20 protein-coding genes are annotated in these 16,246 nt (G+C 54.5%); 13 read left to right on the top strand and 7 right to left on the bottom strand.

All coding sequences use genetic code 11. From position 1 onward, the window contains the following. The first annotated feature begins 31 nt into the window (after positions 1-31). Positions 32-880 carry a 3-deoxy-8-phosphooctulonate synthase gene (gene kdsA, locus MJ923_RS15335; RefSeq protein WP_126167727.1) on the top strand — a complete coding sequence of 283 codons (849 nt, stop codon included), beginning with the start codon at positions 32-34 and terminating at the stop codon, positions 878-880. A gap of 83 nt (positions 881-963) precedes the next feature. Then, positions 964-1,839 (top strand): DMT family transporter, encoded by an 876-nt coding sequence (locus MJ923_RS15330; protein ID WP_240591840.1) that lies wholly within the window; start codon positions 964-966, stop codon positions 1,837-1,839. Between the two features lie 6 nt (positions 1,840-1,845). On the opposite strand, the gene MJ923_RS15325 is transcribed toward MJ923_RS15330, so the two are convergent. Continuing rightward, complete coding sequence (locus MJ923_RS15325; protein ID WP_240591839.1) at positions 1,846-2,778, bottom strand: ketopantoate reductase family protein; 933 nt, start codon at positions 2,776-2,778, stop codon at positions 1,846-1,848. Next, entirely contained in the window at positions 2,775-3,137 is a 363-nt protein-coding gene (locus MJ923_RS15320) for a VanZ family protein (RefSeq protein ID WP_476748702.1), read from the bottom strand. Before MJ923_RS15320 ends, MJ923_RS15325 begins: the two co-directional genes overlap by 4 nt. Before the next feature lie 179 nt (positions 3,138-3,316). On the opposite strand from MJ923_RS15320, the gene MJ923_RS15315 reads away from it, so the two are divergent. Then, positions 3,317-3,802, top strand: coding sequence for a YajQ family cyclic di-GMP-binding protein (locus MJ923_RS15315; protein ID WP_011760666.1), 486 nt, complete (start codon positions 3,317-3,319; stop codon positions 3,800-3,802). A 91-nt stretch (positions 3,803-3,893) separates the two neighbouring features. Here MJ923_RS15315 and MJ923_RS15310 read toward each other — a convergent pair whose 3' ends face one another. From MJ923_RS15310 to MJ923_RS15295, 4 genes are all read right to left on the bottom strand, one after another. After that, positions 3,894-5,303: an AmpG family muropeptide MFS transporter gene (locus MJ923_RS15310; protein WP_240591838.1), complete on the bottom strand. Its 1,410-nt coding sequence runs from the start codon at positions 5,301-5,303 to the stop codon at positions 3,894-3,896. A gap of 174 nt (positions 5,304-5,477) precedes the next feature. Further along, the gene (locus MJ923_RS15305; RefSeq protein ID WP_126167721.1) at positions 5,478-5,804 is read right to left on the bottom strand and encodes a hypothetical protein; all 327 of its coding nucleotides are present in this window, start codon (positions 5,802-5,804) and stop codon (positions 5,478-5,480) included. A gap of 66 nt (positions 5,805-5,870) precedes the next feature. Beyond that, entirely contained in the window at positions 5,871-6,458 is a 588-nt protein-coding gene (locus MJ923_RS15300) for a peptidylprolyl isomerase (protein ID WP_240591837.1), read from the bottom strand. Between the two features lie 16 nt (positions 6,459-6,474). After that, complete coding sequence (locus tag MJ923_RS15295; RefSeq protein WP_240591836.1) at positions 6,475-7,035, bottom strand: YajG family lipoprotein; 561 nt, start codon at positions 7,033-7,035, stop codon at positions 6,475-6,477. Positions 7,036-7,172: 137 nt separating this feature from the next. Here MJ923_RS15295 and MJ923_RS15290 point away from each other — a divergent pair, with 137 nt between their 5' ends. From MJ923_RS15290 to MJ923_RS15270, 5 genes are all read left to right on the top strand, one after another. After that, on the top strand, positions 7,173-7,721 hold the full coding sequence (locus tag MJ923_RS15290; protein ID WP_240591835.1) for a porin family protein: 549 nt from the start codon (positions 7,173-7,175) through the stop codon (positions 7,719-7,721). A 328-nt stretch (positions 7,722-8,049) separates the two neighbouring features. After that, entirely contained in the window at positions 8,050-9,033 is a 984-nt protein-coding gene (locus MJ923_RS15285; RefSeq protein WP_420854492.1) for a DUF2804 domain-containing protein, read from the top strand. Positions 9,034-9,071: 38 nt separating this feature from the next. Further along, entirely contained in the window at positions 9,072-9,935 is an 864-nt protein-coding gene (locus tag MJ923_RS15280) for a sterol desaturase family protein (RefSeq protein ID WP_240591834.1), read from the top strand. A gap of 61 nt (positions 9,936-9,996) precedes the next feature. Beyond that, entirely contained in the window at positions 9,997-10,647 is a 651-nt protein-coding gene (gene grxB, locus MJ923_RS15275; RefSeq protein ID WP_240591833.1) for a glutaredoxin 2, read from the top strand. A 254-nt stretch (positions 10,648-10,901) separates the two neighbouring features. Continuing rightward, complete coding sequence (locus MJ923_RS15270) at positions 10,902-11,219, top strand: hypothetical protein (RefSeq protein ID WP_126167715.1); 318 nt, start codon at positions 10,902-10,904, stop codon at positions 11,217-11,219. 24 nt (positions 11,220-11,243) lie between these two features. Here MJ923_RS15270 and MJ923_RS15265 read toward each other — a convergent pair whose 3' ends face one another. Further along, entirely contained in the window at positions 11,244-12,392 is a 1,149-nt protein-coding gene (locus tag MJ923_RS15265) for a methyltransferase (RefSeq protein ID WP_240591832.1), read from the bottom strand. A gap of 111 nt (positions 12,393-12,503) precedes the next feature. On the opposite strand from MJ923_RS15265, the gene MJ923_RS15260 reads away from it, so the two are divergent. The 5 genes from MJ923_RS15260 to MJ923_RS15240 all read left to right on the top strand — a co-directional run bounded on the left by MJ923_RS15260 (position 12,504) and on the right by MJ923_RS15240 (position 16,241). Further along, positions 12,504-13,127 (top strand): alpha-ketoglutarate-dependent dioxygenase AlkB family protein, encoded by a 624-nt coding sequence (locus tag MJ923_RS15260; RefSeq protein WP_240591831.1) that lies wholly within the window; start codon positions 12,504-12,506, stop codon positions 13,125-13,127. A gap of 208 nt (positions 13,128-13,335) precedes the next feature. Further along, positions 13,336-13,848, top strand: a complete 513-nt coding sequence (locus MJ923_RS15255; RefSeq protein WP_240591830.1) for a glycine cleavage system transcriptional repressor — start codon at positions 13,336-13,338, stop codon at positions 13,846-13,848. A 55-nt stretch (positions 13,849-13,903) separates the two neighbouring features. Next, the gene (locus MJ923_RS15250) at positions 13,904-14,203 is read left to right on the top strand and encodes a BolA family protein (RefSeq protein WP_126167711.1); all 300 of its coding nucleotides are present in this window, start codon (positions 13,904-13,906) and stop codon (positions 14,201-14,203) included. Between the two features lie 167 nt (positions 14,204-14,370). Next, positions 14,371-14,877 (top strand): TRAP transporter small permease subunit, encoded by a 507-nt coding sequence (locus tag MJ923_RS15245; protein ID WP_126167710.1) that lies wholly within the window; start codon positions 14,371-14,373, stop codon positions 14,875-14,877. Further along, the gene (locus MJ923_RS15240; RefSeq protein ID WP_240591829.1) at positions 14,877-16,241 is read left to right on the top strand and encodes a TRAP transporter large permease; all 1,365 of its coding nucleotides are present in this window, start codon (positions 14,877-14,879) and stop codon (positions 16,239-16,241) included. Before MJ923_RS15245 ends, MJ923_RS15240 begins: the two co-directional genes overlap by 1 nt. Positions 16,242-16,246: the final 5 nt, after the last annotated feature.

Raw genomic sequence — 16,246 nt, 5'->3', positions numbered from 1 at the left:
CGGGGCGTCGGCCCACTAGAGAGACAGTGTGATGACCAACAAAACCATCCATCTGAACGCCATCGAAATCGCCAACGACAAGCCATTTGTGCTGTTTGGCGGTATGAACGTGCTTGAATCACGCGATCTGGCCATGAGCATTGCCGAGCGCTATGTTGAAGTGACCCAGAAGCTTGGGATCCCCTATGTATTCAAGGCCTCTTTTGACAAGGCCAACCGCTCATCCATCAACTCCTATCGCGGTCCGGGGATGGAAGAAGGGCTGAAGATTTTCCAGGAAATCAAAGACACCTTCAATGTGCCGCTCATTACCGACGTTCACGAACCCTATCAGTGCGCCCCTGTGGCCGAAGTAGTCGACATCATCCAGTTACCGGCGTTTCTGGCACGCCAGACCGATCTGGTGATTGCCATGGCTAAGACAGGTGCCATCATCAACGTGAAGAAGCCACAGTTTCTGGCTCCCCACGAAATGCGCCACATCGTGAAGAAATTCAACGAAGCCGGTAACGACGAAATCATCCTGTGCGAGCGTGGCAGCTGCTTTGGTTACAACAACCTGGTGGTGGACATGCTGGGCATGGATGAGATGAAGCAGAGCGGTTATCCAGTGATTTTCGATGCCACCCACGCGCTGCAGCGCCCAGGTGGCCGTGAAGATTCTGCCGGTGGTCGCCGCGCCCAGGCAACCGAGCTTGCCCGCAGCGGTATGGCGCTGGGTCTGGCCGGTCTCTTTATCGAAGCGCACCCGGATCCGGACAATGCCAAGTGCGATGGCCCCTGCGCCCTGCCTCTGCATCAGCTGGAAGGCTACCTCAGTCAGATGAAAGCGGTGGACGACTTGGTGAAATCTTTTCCTGCTCTGGACACCAGCAAGTAAACCTCAGAGCCAATCGGCTATGTTATGCTCAAACGCCCGGCTTTGCCGGGCGTTTTTGTCTGCGTTTTCGGGAGCATACAGACATGTGGGTTTTCTTCACCCTGATGGCGGCCTTTATGCAGGCCTGGCGTAACGCCTTTCAAAGTGAGCTCAGTCGCGATGTGGGCGTGCTTGGGGTGACCCTGGCGCGTTTTCTCTATGCCGGCCCGCTGGCGGCGCTGTATCTGACTGGGCTGTACCTGTGGCAGGATGCGGCCATTCCCACCTTCGGCGTGGATGCGCTGGGGTTTATTCTCGGGGCGGCGCTGATGCAAATTCTGGCTACTGCCTTGATGGTAAAGCTGTTCCAGCTTAAAAACTTCGCCATAGGGGCCGGGCTTGCAAAGAGCGAGGCGCTGGTGGCCGCTATCCTCGGGGTGGCCTTTTTTGGCACCAGCCTGTCGCTCTTTGGCTGGCTTGGGGTGATTGTGGGCACTGTGGCGGTGTTTATGCTCTCAAGTAAGGGCGGCCTTAGTACGCTTTCGCCCAAAACCTTGCTGCTGGGCCTTGCCAGCGGCAGCGCCTTTGCGCTCACGTCGCTGTGGGTTCGTGAAGCCAGCCTCTGTCTTGATGTGCCTTTTCCCCATCGTGCTGCCTGGGTGCTGTTGCTGGTTATTGTTATTCAAACGGTGATTTTGCTGCTGTGGCTGCTGATAAGAAAGCCTGACGAGCTTAAGGCTATGATGGCAAGAAACCGGCTGACGTTGGCTATCAGTGTCAGCAGTTGCCTGGGCTCCATTGGCTGGTTTTCGGCCATGTCGCTTACCGCTGTCCCCTATGTGAAAACCCTGGGGCAGGTGGAAATCTTCTTTATGATGCTGGTGTCGAGCTGGTATTTGAAACAAAAGGTGCAGGTAAAGGATATGGCCGCGCTGGTGCTGATTGCGATAGCTGCCATCATGGTGATGTGGCCTCAATAGCCTTGCTTAAAAGCCTTGCTCAAGCGCGTGAATGGCATCGACGAGCGCCTTGTTGGCGGGCGTCGCTATATGATGGCGATTGCCAAGGCTCACCAGATAGCCATTGATGGCATCAATCTCGGTTTTGCGCCTTTGGTCCACATCCTGGCGCATTGAGGAGCGATTGGCGGCGGTAAGGCGAATGACCTCATACACACGCTCAGATAGGCTTTCTTCCTGTAACTCAATGCCCTGAGTCTTGGCTACCTCAACCAATTCACTCAACACCGCGCTAATAGTCGCTTGATAGGCATTATCTGCCAGTTCGCCATTACAGACACCATGAATTGCTGTGAGCGGGTTAATGCAGGCATTGACCGCCAGCTTTTGCCATAGTGCGGGCAGTATCGCCTCCACCCACTCGCTGCCGGGAATGGCGCTGAGCAGCGCCGCTTTTAGCTCAGGCGCCATGAGAGGGCCTGCACAGTGGCCAAATTGCGTCAGGCCTCTGCCGGTTTGTTTGAGTTGGTGTTTACTAAGACGCAGCGCGCCCTGACTGGTGGTACCCAGGGTCAGGCTGCGGCCATCAAGATGGGGAATAAGGGCTTCATGGGGGCCAAGGCCGTTATGAAGCAGCAGTAAATGGCAGTTACGACTGAGCCTAGGCAGCAATGGCCGCAAAGCGTCCATCACCTGATAGGCTTTTACGGTGACAATCAGTAAACCGATACTTGCAACGCCAGCAGCCTCAGGGCCAGATCCCTGAAAACCAGAGCCGCCAAAGCATTGCTGAGTTTCTTCGCCTGCAAGTGAGATAAAGCCAAATGGCTCAATCAGCGGCTGATAATCCCGCCCAAGCAAGGTAGGCCTGATCCCGGCATGGGCCAATTGATGCGCTATCAACTGACCGACGGCGCCGGCGCCGAGAATTGCAATTCCCTCTGGCGCCTCAGTGCTCATGACTGCTCGAACCTGGCCGCCATCAGATATCGGCGATACAGCCAGTGGGTAAAGAAGAAGGCGGCAACACCGGCCAGGTCGGCAGCAATGTCGCCCCAGGACGCGCTGCGATAGGGCAGACGCGACTGCACAATCTCAATCAGTCCGGCATAGGCGGCCAGGGCGCCGAGCATCAGGTACCACCGAGGACGAAACGCCAACTGGGTCAGCCAGGCCAGGCCAAAGAAGGTGGTGAAATGGCCTACTTTGTCCAAATGCGGAATGGACTGGGGATAGCTGGGCTTGGAGAAAACCAGATAACTGGTGATACACAGCGCGATCACCAGCACGATTTTAAACAGGAACTGCCGATTCTTCACACGAGACTTTTGTTGCCGGGTTAAGGCGCCCATCATAGGGAAATGTGGCGCCAAAGTCATCCACCCGGCTGTAAATCTCTGTGTCAGTTCTGCTACAGCGGCCAAGGCTTCACCTTAGTGAGGTGGGCAGCTAAACTAGGGGCTGTTTTGCATTTTTGTTTTTTAGGGGTTATTCGAACATGCCTTCATTCGATATTGTGTCGGAAGTGGATGCGGTAGAGCTTAAAAATGCCGTGGAAAACACCCGTCGTGAAATGGACGGTCGCTTCGACTTTCGTGGCGTTGAGTACAGTGTGGATTTTAAGGACATGGTGGTTATCCTGCGTTCCGAGTCGGATTTCCAGTGTCGTCAGATGGTGGATATTCTGCGTGGTCAATTGGCCAAGCGGAATGTGGACGCCAAAGCCATGGAAGTGGATGACAAGATAGTGCACACCGGCAAAACCTTTGCGCAGAACGTAAAATTCAAGCAGGGTATTGAGCAGGATGTGGCCAAAAAGCTCATCAAGCTGATTAAAGACAGCAAGGTCAAGGTGCAGGCGCAAATTCAGGGCGATTCGATTCGGGTTACCGGCAAGAAGCGTGACGATTTGCAGGCCATTATGCAGCTGGCCCGTACGTCTGAGCTGGGGCAGCCTTTCCAGTTCAATAACTTCCGCGATTAAGCGGTAGCTGATTCAATGAAAAAGGCAGTCACCTGGTGACTGCCTTTTTGCTTTGGGCACTTGGTACTGAATTCATGTGGTTTTTAATCACTCAGCGCACTTGCTCGTCGGTTGACGCTTCAGCCGGTTGTGTCTGCTTGTGGGGCACAGTTTTATCGACCAGCCATACCAGCAGCAGTACCGGCAGGCCAATCAGGCTGGCGGTGATGAAAAAGTTCACATAGCCAAAGGCATCAACCCAGGCGCCGGAGAAACCGGCAATAAACTTGGGAAACAGCAGCATGATGGACGACAGCAGCGCGTATTGGGTCGCGCTGTAGCCGGAGCTTGTCAGACTGGAGAGATAGGCAATAAAGGCGGCCGTTGCTATGCCGCCGCTGAAATTATCGATGGAGATGGCGATGGTCAGCAGCTGCATGTCGTAGCCTACCACCGCCTGCCAGGCAAACAGCAGATTGGTGGTCGCCACCAAAAGACCGCCCAGAAACAGGATTTTCATGGTGCCGTAGCGGGCAAGCAGAATGCCGCCAAAGGCTGCACCAATGAGGGTCATAATGAGGCCATATACCTTGCTTAGAAACGCAATTTCCTCTTTGGAAAAGCCCATGTCCACGTAGAACACGTTGGCCATAATGCCCATCACGATATCGGAAATCCGGTAGCAGGAGATCAGCGCCAAAATCAGGATGGCGCTTTTACCATAGCGCTTGAAAAAGTCGATAAAGGGCGCCGCTACGGCGCTGTATACCCAGGAGAGTGCCGCCGCCATTTTTGGCGAATAACGGCTGCTGAGTTTTTGCCGCATCTCGGCTTCATCGGCATTGGCTTGCCCCGCATCCACTTCGGGCTCTTTGGCAAACAGGGTGGTGATGATACCAATCAGCATCAGTCCGGCCATCGCCATGTAAGCGGTTTGCCAGGATGCCAGGCGATAACCGGTTTCCTCCGGTGCAACCCAGGCGGCAATGGTCAGCGCTCCGGCGGTGGCGACAATCATGGCGCTGCGATAACCGATTTGATACGCCGCCGCCATGGCAGCCTGCATCTCTTCCGGCGCCGAATCGATACGAAAGGCGTCGATGACAATATCCTGGGTGGCAGAGGCGAAGGCTACCATCAGCGCGCACACCGCCATGTAGGTAAGGCTCTCTTTGGGGTCGCTCAAGGCCATCCCCATGATGGCAGCAACCAGGGTGAGCTGGGCAAACAGCATCCAGCCACGGCGCCGGCCAAACAGCCGCGAGAACAGCGGCAGTGGCATGCGGTCAACCAATGGTGACCAGAGCCACTTAAAGGCGTACAAAATGGCAATCCAGCTGAAATAGCCGATGGCAGTACGGTCGACGCCCGCTTCACGCAGCCAGAACGACAGCGTGGAGAACACCAGCATCAACGGCAAACCGGCGGAGAAGCCGAGAAACAGCATCACCAACACCCGGCGGTGGCGGTAAACTGCGAACAGATCCCAGAGTTTGGTAAAGGTATCGACGATAATCGGCATGGCGGCCAGGGTCTGGAAAAGATGCCCTAGGATAACTTACTTGGGCAAGCCAAGGTCAAGGTAAAGGTCGAGCTAATTGCTTGTTGTGCTTAAAAGTCGTGCTTTGGATGACGCAGGTTTGGCAATGTGCGGGCAAAAAAAGACCCGCCTTGGCGGGGTCTTTGTGGGACTGGCTCAGGATGCCGGGCGGATCCCGATACAGCCGCCGGGAAGCTCGCCGCCAATGCTCAGAAACTCACAGCAATCGTGCAGCTGCTTTCGCAGAAACTGATTGCCGCGCAGTGTCCAAACGGGCCAACGATCAAAGCAGTGTATCAGGTGCCAGAACACCTTTTCCGTGTCGGTTTGCGCTTCACCCTGTGGGTTGAGTTGTTGCCACTCTTCCAGGGTATCCCATAAATACAGCTGGATCTCGCGATAATCGAGCTGGTCACTCAAGAACGCTCTTCCATACTGAGCTAATTGGGGCGCCTTGGTGTCGATGAAGTCCATTGGGGTCATCGGATCGCCTCCATGTTGTTGCTCAGTGAGTATAGCTAAGTCCTGAGCATTAGCTCAAAACACAGTTTATTTTCTTGGCAACAATTTTGCCGACTTAAGGATGATTGGCGTTACCGGCACATCGGGCCAATTGAGTTTGGCGTTGTGCTCGGTGGGTACGACGGCCATGGCTTCCAGCACTTCGCGACCTTCAACCACTTCACCAAACACCGCATAACCCCAGCGCCGCTTGGACGGATCGAGCTTCTTGTTGTCGGCCACATTAAAGTAAAACTGGCGGGTGGCGGTGTGGGGATCGTTTTCCCGCGCCATGGCGATGGTGCCAAAGCTGTTGGACAGGCCATTGCCGGACTCGTTGAAGATAGGTTTGTCTTCGGCTTTTTCTTCAAGCTTGGGGTCGAGACCGCCGCCCTGCACCACAAATTCGGCAATAATGCGGTGGAAAATGGTGTTGTCGTACTCGCCCTTTACTACATAGGTGAGGAAGTTATCGACCGTAATGGGCGCGCGGGTGCGATCAAGCTCCACCACGATTTTGCCCATGGTGGTTTGCATTTCAACCTGGGGGTAGAGGTTATCGGGCTGAATATCTACCTTGGCGGCACTGGCCAGGCTCGAAAGGGTCAGCATCAGTGAGGCGACTATCCATTTCATGTTGTTTTCCTTATTGTTATTGCATCAAAAACTGATTCAGTTCGGGGTCGTTGACTATGTCAGCCGCCAGACGGGTGATGAGCTTATTCATCTCCAGCTCGAGGGTGGCTAAATCCAGGCTGAAAGGGCCTTTCATCGAACCTTTGGCGCTATAGCGCTTGGAAAATATCTGCTGGCTGTTGCGGGCATAGGCACTGATCACGATTTCATTGGCCGCTTCGTAGCCAATCAGGGTCTCATTGATGTCAGAGTGCAGCCGCTCGAGTTTGAATTCGAGCAGATTGGTGGCCGCCGGATCCAATGTAAAGCCGGCCTGGCGGTAGGCGCTGCGAAACAGCTCGCCAAGCTGCTGTGCCGGAGGCTCGCCTGTGCCCATCAATGTGGGCGCTTCGTCGCCCTTGGTAATACGTACCGCATCCATGCTGGTGCGCGCATCTTCGGTGGTCAGAGCAATACGCCCCTGGGCCGCCGAAGCCACGGCAGGCACGTCTGGGCTCAATGCCAGATAATTGGAAGGACTGCCTGCGCAGCCGCCAAAAAGCAGTACGGCGGCCAGTAAACTTACGGATTTTTTCATCATCTTTCCTGCCAGAGACAAAAGTCGCATCAGAATACCAGATTTGGTCTGTATCGCCAGTCGCAGGCCGATTCAGTCGGCATACAGCTCACTGCTGGCAAGCTTGAGCCGGAACACACTGACCTTACGGGGAAAAAATGAAAACAGCAGTAGCAGTGGGGCTGATAAGCAGCCTGATGTTGGGCAGTGCAGTGGCTGGCGAAAGCCCGCATCTGCTCGGCGGCAGCTTAGGGTATGGAGCCAAGGAGTTTGAAAGCAAGGACGGCCAGCTTTACGACGGCGGCGATGGCGTGACCTGGGATATCTGGTATCGCTATATGCTGAACAATTACTGGGGGCTGGAGCTGGGATACGCCGGTGGCGATGGCGGTATCATGAGCGCCCTGATTGATACCATCAGCGAGGTACGCGACCTGAGTTACAGCGGTGGACGGGTGTCTGTGCTGGGGCAGTATCCTATTTACCCTGGTGGCAGCCTTTATGCCAAGGCAGGTTATGGGGTGCATCAGGTTGATTACGAGTACCAAAAGCTGCGTCAGGATGAAAACGATCAGGGGTTTGTCGGTGCGCTGGGGTATCAGCACAGGTTCAGAAGCGGTTTTGGTCTGCACGCAGAATATCAGTACACCCCGATGGAAAAACTGTCGGTAACCAGCTTCAACCTTGGCTTGTCGTGGCAGTTTTGATTTCCCTCAGGCTGGTTTACACCCAATAAGTTAGGCCCTCGACCAGAGGGCTTTTTTGTGGCCGTTTGCCAGCAACTTTTACAGGGTAAACCGATGAACGCTCACTTCAAACGGCTGTTATAAAAATGTATCTGAAAGGCTTTAATCGCTGCCCGAATGGCGCTAGAGTAAAAAACCAAAAACAATAACAACACCCAGCAACAAGACCGCGATGAACAAGCAAAGTAACTCAGTGCAAAGCCGCTCTGCGCAGGTTAATGCTGAGCAAAGCCACAGCGCTCCGGCCGGGCAGCCGGCCATGAATACCCTCGGGCTGCAGGACTGCCTGATGGCGGCCGGTCGTCCCTGTTTTGGCCACTTTGATGGCCCGGTTGCCGATTTGGGGCTGGATAGGTTTTTACTCACCAACGACATGGACGCCCCCGCCAGTGGCTTTCAGCGCTACTTTGGCTACAAACAATTTGAATTTATTGCCATTCATACCCCCAACTACCTGATAGGCCTGGCGCTGGCGGATATCCGTTATCTGGGCAGTGGCTTTTGCTATGTGTTTGATATTAGGAGGGGTAGCTTGCATGAGCGCCATTGGCTACGGCCGCCAAAAGCCTATGCGCTGGCGCCTTCACCTGTGTCTGGCAGCAGTGAAATGGCTGGCGTGCGCATCCACCGTGAGGATGGCCTCTGGCAACTTGGGCTCAGTTTGGAATTGGAGGGGCTTACGCTCGATGCCGATGTAAGCCTTAAACCGTTGCCGTTGTCATTGCCGATGGCCATGTGCTCCCCAACAGGTTACAGCGGCTGGACCTACACCCAAAAACACAATGCCCTGTCGATAACTGGTGAACTCAAGGTAAATCACGAACCCCAGCCGCTCTCAAGGGCGCTGGCAGGCTACGACTTTTCCGCAGGCTATATGCGCAGGGAAACCAGTTGGCGCTGGGCGTCCATCAATGCCATGGCCGCGGATGTGCGTTTGGGGCTGAATCTCGCCGCCGGTGTTAACGAAACCGGCAGCAGCGAAAATGTGCTCTGGCTCGATGGGGTGCGCCGCCATCTTGGTCCTGTGCATTTTGAGTTTGACCGCAAGGCGCCTGCGGGTGGTTCCTGGCGAATCTGGTCAGAGCGAGACGAGCTGGAGCTGCTGTTTACCCCCATGGGATGCCGCTCCGAGAAGCTGAACCTGTGGCTGCTGAAAAGTAATTTTCGCCAATATCTGGGGCAGTTCAGCGGCTGGGTAACGGATGGCGACGGCAATAAACTGCGCCTCGATGGGGTAAACGGACTGACAGAAGATCACTTTGCAAAGTGGTAGTCACAGGAATAAGACAATAAAAATAACAGGGACTTAAAATGAATATCGATGAGCTGACCCAGCACCCTGAGCTACTGTTGATTGCGCTGGCACCGATTTTTTTACTCTGCATGGGGCTGGAATGGCTGGTAGCCAATGTGCGTGGCAAATTGCCGGACACCGCCCGATATCGGTTGCCTGAGCTTTTGTGTAACTTAAGTCTTGCCGGCATGCACCAGCTGGCGGATCTTTTGACCGGTTTCGCTGTCGCCAAGCTGTACCTGTGGCTGTTTGGTTGGCGCCTGTTTGATATCGAGATGAACTGGCAGAGCTTTTTGCTGCTGTTGCTGGCCCAGGACTTTTGCTACTACTGGTTCCACCGTGCCAGCCATCGCTGCCGCTGGATGTGGGCCGCCCATGTGGCACATCACAGCTCGGAAAACATGAATTTTTCCACCGCGTTTCGTCAAAGTTTGATGTACCCGGTGGCTGGCATGTGGCTGTTTTGGATCCCGCTGGTGATTATCGGCTTCGATCCCAACTGGGTGGTGTTTTCAGTGTTGGCGAGTCTGGGGTTTCAGTTTTTTGTCCATACCCAGCTGGTGGACAAGCTTGGGCCGCTGGAGTGGCTGTTCAATACTCCCAGCCACCACAGGGTGCATCATGGCTCCAACCCCCAATACATAGACAAAAACTACGCCGGCGTGCTGATTATCTGGGATCGGCTGTTCGGCACCTTTGTTAAAGAAGAAGAAACGGTGCGCTACGGCATTACCAAGCCGGTACACAGCTTTAATCCGTTGGTGGTGACCTTCAGTGAGTGGCGCGATATGTTGCGGGACGCCAGTGCGCCGGGACTCTCGCTCAGGCAGCGGCTTGGGCAACTTTTTGCGCCACCCGCCAGTACAAATTCCACCGAATGAGCCTTCTGGCCTGTGCGCCTCTGGGGTATGCTTGGGCCACTCATTGAATTCAGGAATGGTTATGAAACTCTTTGTTTTTGAACATTGTCCTTATTGTGTACGTGCCATGATGCTGGTGGGCTACAAGCAGCTGGATATTAAGATTGAGGTGCTGGCCAATGATGATGTGGAGAGTCGCATTCGCATGGTGGGGGCCAATATGGTGCCTATTCTGCAAAAGGCTGATGGCAGCTTTATGGGCGAGAGTCTGGATATTGTTGCTTATCTCGATGCGTTGGAGGGGCAGCCGGTTCTTGCGCCCGCCCGCCATGAGGCCGCTATTCAGTCCTGGCTCAAAGAGGCCGGTGCGTACAGCGCCCCCTTGCTGCATCCACGCAATGTGCGTCTTGGGCTGAAGGAATATAACTCAGCGGCTGCCATCGCGTGGTATACCCAAAACAAGAGTGCTGCCATTGGCATGAGCTTTGACGAGGCCTTTGCCAACTCATCTGAGCTGATTGCCGCCCTGAACCCGCTGTTTACCGGTCTTGAGTTTATCCCGCTGCCATCTGCTCGGGAAAACCGCCTCGGTTACGATGACATTCTGCTGTATCCCACCCTCCGGAATCTTACCGCAGTGAAGGGGTTGGAGTTTGGTGACCATGTGCGCCGCTATATTAATGAAGTGACCGCGCTGACCAACGTCAGGCTGTTTGACGACATTGCCATTTAAGGCCATTTAAAGCCTTTTAAGTGCCCATCACTGATATAAAGGGGCGCCACACCTCTGATATTCGTGAGCGCCCTGGCCCCTTAACACTGTGACGGCTCGCCGAATTTCGCTGCAAGTTAAACTTCTGCCTGATGGTTTGACTGTATGCCATGTCTTATCCTGTTAAACGTTGGATCCCTGGCATCCTGTGTGGTGCCGCTGGCTGGAACCATTAGGGAAAAATGGCGGCAATGGGATTGGCAAGGAGAGCAGTTATGGCAATCGTCAGTGCGAAAGAATTTGCGGACTGGCTGTACCGGCATTTTGAATCTGTCGGCCCCGGCGTTAGCCTGAGCCGTGAAGATATCAATAGTCTGACCGGCAGACAGCGGTTTTCACTGGGTTTTGTCCACGATATTCACTATGAGCTGATGCGACATGGCATCGCGTTTGTGACCGACACTTCCCGGGAAAACTTTTACATGGTTAAAGTGTGCGACCGACCCTGGCGAGAACTGCTGAATCAGGATTACGAGAAGGAAATCTTCTCAAATGTGGTGTCGCTTAACCTGTCGTTTAAGAAAAGCTGTTGAAGAAAAGGGCGCTCGGCGCCCTTTTTACTTTATGGATTGCAGAATAACAAACTTGCCATTGCTGGCGATGGTTTTGCAGTTGCCAAACAAGCGCTTAAGTTTAATGTGATAGCCAAGGTGACGGTTGCCGACGATGTGCAGCATGCCACCTTGCTTGAGGCGGCGCTTGGCGTCGTTGAACATTTGCCAGGCGATATGGTCGGTGATGGCCTCACCCTGGTGGAACGGCGGGTTGCACAGCACCAAATCGGCGCTGATGTCGGCATCCAGGTGACTGAGGCAATCGTCCCAGTGAAACTCAGCCAATTCGGGGTTCAGCTCGTTCAATGCCCAGTTGGCGCGGGCGCTTGCCACGGCCATGGCAGATTCATCCACAAAATGGATATGGGCATCGGGGTAAGACTTGGCTGCCTGCAGACCCAGCACGCCATTACCACAACCCAAATCAATCACTCGCCTGAAATCTCCCGCAGGCAGGTGATTCAGCATTAACCGCGCGCCAATATCGAGTTTGTTGGCGGCAAACACATTGCTGTGGTTTTCGAGCATCAGTCCAAGCTCAGGTACCGGCCAGCGGCTTGGTTTGGCGAGTGGCCTTGGTATGCCATCGGCGATGACGGTAATAACACGGGTCTTTTTCCAGGCCAGGCTGGCACTGGCATTGCCCAGCTGTTTTCCGATAAGTGCGAGCACTGACTGGTTGATGTGTTTGGCTTTGGCACCAATCAACACTTGCTGACCGGCTTTAAGCGTTTGACTTAACTGACTTAAGGTATCAGCGAAAAAGTTAAGATTTTTCGGCAGTTTCATCAGTATTGCGGCATCGCTGGTCAGTGTGTGCAACTGGCTGCAGTCGTGAAATCCAATGCCATTTTGGCTCATTGCGTTCTCTTGCAGGTTTTCAATGGCGCCTAAATGGCAGGTGCGACCATCGGCGGCAAAGTCGATTGCTGCATCAGCGAAACGGGCTCGCAGTGCACAGGTGAGGGCACCGAAGCTATCGTTAATTAACAGCCAGCGTTGGGGTGACATACCGGAATCATCCAGGTGTTTCAGCAAATGTTCGTCGGCGGCATCCCAGGCTTGCAGGTTGGCATCGCTGCTGTCGGGGTAGCGCTTGAGGATAAGTTCGTTATCCAGGCCGGGAAGCTGGGCTGAAAATCGGGTCGTCATATGTCACAGTATCCTTGATTGGGGGCGGAATTATCGCAAATTGCGGCGCCGATTGGTATTGAGATTGATATTGAGATTGGTATCAGTGACCGGAAATAAAGGACGGTAGGATTGGCAGAGCAGTTTAACCTTGGTTTTTCAGATGGCATTCCAGGTGATGATGCGCCGCCCATCACCCATATCACCGGCTATCTGTCGCCTGAGCAACGCCAGGCGCTGCTCACCGAAGCCGCGGAGTACGCCTTTAGCTCGCCCGAGGTTCAGGTATATGGAAAGTGGCATAAAATTCCTCGCGAGCAGCTGTGGCTCGGTGATGAAGGCTGCCAATATCAATACTCATCCTTGCTGATTGAGCCAGCGCCCTGGCCCAGGTATGCACTGAAATTGAAAGAGAAACTCAACCGCGAGTTTGCCGCAGGTTTTAATGGCTGCCTGGTGAATCATTATCGCAATGGCCGCGATGCCATGGGGTTTCATGCCGATAATGAGCCCGAGCTGGTGGCCTCGGCACCGGTTGCCATTGTCAGTCTGGGGCAGGCCAGACCCTTTGTGATGCGCCGCCGAGCCGATGGGCACAAGGTGAGGCTGATGCTGCAAAGCGGTGATTTACTGCTGATGCACGCACCGATGCAGGCGCTGTGGGAGCATGCCATCCCGCGTTCGGAGCGGCCGATGGATGCGCGGCTGAGCTTTACCTTCAGACGTTTGTCTGCTTTTTATCACCGGGCCCGCTGATGGTTTTTTATGGCTGAAGGCCTTAGTCCGCTGATGGCTCTTGAGCGCTGAAGGCTTTGATTGGCTGAAAGCTCTCGCTGGCTGAAGGCTCCGGATTCTGTGCACTTGACCACAGAAGTACCCGCACGGCAGGGTTACAGTGAACAGGGTATGGGTGAAATATGGCGATGGTTAAGCCGTGTGCCCGGGGTATTGCAGGAGGCTTTCAATGAAAATTCAATTCATTTCCACCGTGGTTGGTCCCCTGGGGCCTGATGTGCTTAAGTCTCTCGCGACACTGAGCCGTGAATGTGGCGCCGAATGGCTGTCGAGTAAGCTCATAATGCTTGATGGTCAGTTTGCCGCCATGATGCGGGTCAGCATTGATGATGATAAAGACGCGCAGCTCAGAACCCGTCTTGAGCAGGCCTTTCCCAATGTGAGTTTTGTGTATGCGCCTGTGGTGGCCGCTGCCGATGAAGCCGAGGCGCTGACTATCGAGCTTGATTGCAGCGACAGGCCCGGCCTGACCCGGGATATTAACGATATCCTTGCCAATCTCGGCATTGGCGTAACCCAGATGGAAAGCCACAGGTTGCAGGTGACCAGCTTGGGGCGCACTGTGTTCAACGCCAATATGCAGCTCAAAGTACCGGCCGGTGTTGATACGGCCACCCTGGTGGCAGCCCTCGAAGCGGTTGAGCCCAACGCACGGGTTTATCCAAAATCAGCGGCTGTTTGACCTTTTGCGGCGGCAGCGCTAACCTGCCGCCATCTATTTATTGTGTGAACTTCCTATGTCTGTCGCCGATATTATCCATGCAAAATTGACCGAAGCACTTGCCCCTGTGCACCTTGAGGTTATCAACGAAAGCCATATGCACAATGTGCCCAAGAACTCTGAGACGCATTTTAAAGTGGTGATTGCCAGCGCGGCCTTTACTGGTCAGCGACTGATTGGCCGCCACCGTGCTGTCAACGCAGCCTTGGCCGATGAACTGGCCGCAGGCGTGCATGCCTTGTCGATGCACACTTATACGCCGGAAGAGTGGCAGGCGCTGGAGGCGGTGCCATCCTCGCCCAAGTGCAGAGGATAAACCTGTCTCTCGTTGAAGGTGCCCGCAGATGCGGGCATTTTTGTTTCTCCCCCGTCTATCCGCGCATCAGCGCATCCTCAGACCATTTGCTGGTTTCTTCTGTGTGTATTTTCTGTTATCAATAGGTTGCATTGATAACGATAAAAAGCATCAACAAAAACAGTATTATGGGAAAAATAATTCAATTTCTTGAAGGGCTTGGTGAGTCCCTTGGTCGGCTCGTGGGCTGGTTTACCCTTGCTATGGTGATCCTGACTCTGGCGGTGGTGCTGTTGCGTTATGTCTTCTCCACCGGCGCCACGGCAATGCAGGAAACGGCCCTTTATCTTCACGGCGCTGTGTTTACCCTGGCGGCTGGTTTCACTTTAAAACGCGAAGCCCATGTGCGGGTGGATGTGTTTTATCGCCAGTTTTCCGAGCGCACCCGCCATTGGGTCGACTTCGTCGGCACCCTGGTGTTCCTGCTGCCACTTTGTGGTGCCATCTTCTATTTCTGCCTCGACTATGTGCTGCGCTCCTGGCGCATCCACGAAGCTTCTATCGAAGCCGGTGGTTTGCCATTTGTGTATCTGCAAAAAACGCTGCTGCTGGGGCTGTGTATCAGTTTAATTATCCAGGGGCTGTGTGAGCTGTACCGCCATGGAAAGGCGCTGTTTGGCAAGGAGGCTTGCTGATGGCGCTTTTGCTGTTTGCGATTATTTGTCTGGTGTTGATGCTGGGTTACCCGGTTGCCCTGACGCTGGGAGGCGTAGCCTTTTTATTTGCGGTGGTGGCAAGCTTTTTCGGCGCCTTCGACATGGGGCTGTTTGGCCTGCTACCGAACCGGATTTACGGCATTATCAACAATGAAATCTTGATGGCGGTGCCGCTGTTTGTGTTTATGGGCGTAGTGCTGGAGAAGTCCCGTATCGCCGAGCAGCTGCTGACCACCATGAGTGACCTATTCGGCCGCTTGCGTGGTGGGCTGATTTTCAGTGTGTTTTTGGTGGGCATGTTGCTCGCGGCCAGCACGGGGATCGTCGGTGCGACTGTGGTCACCATGGGCCTGATGAGTCTGCCGACACTGCTTAAGCGCGGCTACAGCCCTGAATTCAGCGCCGGTGCCATTTGTGCCACCGGCACCCTGGGACAGATTATTCCGCCTTCCATTGCGCTGGTGTTGCTTGGGGATGTGCTCTCCAACGCCTATCAGCAGGCGCAGCTGAAAATGGGGATTTTTAACCCCAAGTCGGTGTCGGTGGGCGATTTGTTTGCCGGTGCCCTTATCCCAGGACTCATGCTGGTGGCGCTGTATGTGCTCTACACCCTGGTGCGGCTGTGGCGCCACCCGCAAGATTTCGGCAGCGAAGTCGCCGATGTCCGCGAACCTATTTCCATCTCCCGGGTTGTATCGGCGCTGCTGCCACCTTTGGTGCTGATTTTATTGGTGCTTGGGTCCATTCTCACCGGCATTGCGACTCCTACGGAAGCCGCTTCGGTGGGCGCCGCCGGGGCGCTGTTTATTGCTATTGGCAAACGTCAGCTCAGTATGCTGGCACTGAAAGAAGTGATGCAGAGCACGGTGAAAATCACCTCCATGGTGTTTCTTATACTGATAGGCGCGTCGGTGTTTTCACTGGTATTTCGTGGCCTTGGCGGTGAAGAGCTGATCCATGAGCTGTTTATGGCCATGCCCGGCGGTGTGGTCGGTGCCATGTTGCTGGTGATGGCGGTGATCTTCCTGCTTGGCTTTATTCTGGATTTTATCGAAATCACTTTCGTGGTGGTGCCGCTGGTGGCGCCTATTCTGCTGGCGATGGGGCTGGATCCCGTCTGGCTTGGGATCATGATTGCCATGAACCTGCAGACCTCGTTCTTAACGCCCCCTTTTGGTTTTGCGCTTTTCTATCTGCGTGGTGTGACCGGCGATACCGTGTCCAGCGGGCAGATCTACCGGGGAGTCATTCCCTTTGTGGTACTGCAGCTGGTGATGTTGCTGCTGCTGAGCCTTTGGCCGGGATTGGCCACCTGGTTGCCGTCGGTGCTGTATGGCAACTGACGGCC

This window comes from Shewanella zhuhaiensis, from assembly GCF_022484835.1.
GTDB lineage: Bacteria > Pseudomonadota > Gammaproteobacteria > Enterobacterales > Shewanellaceae > Shewanella > Shewanella khirikhana.
This window is presented reverse-complemented; position numbering and strand designations above follow the sequence as displayed.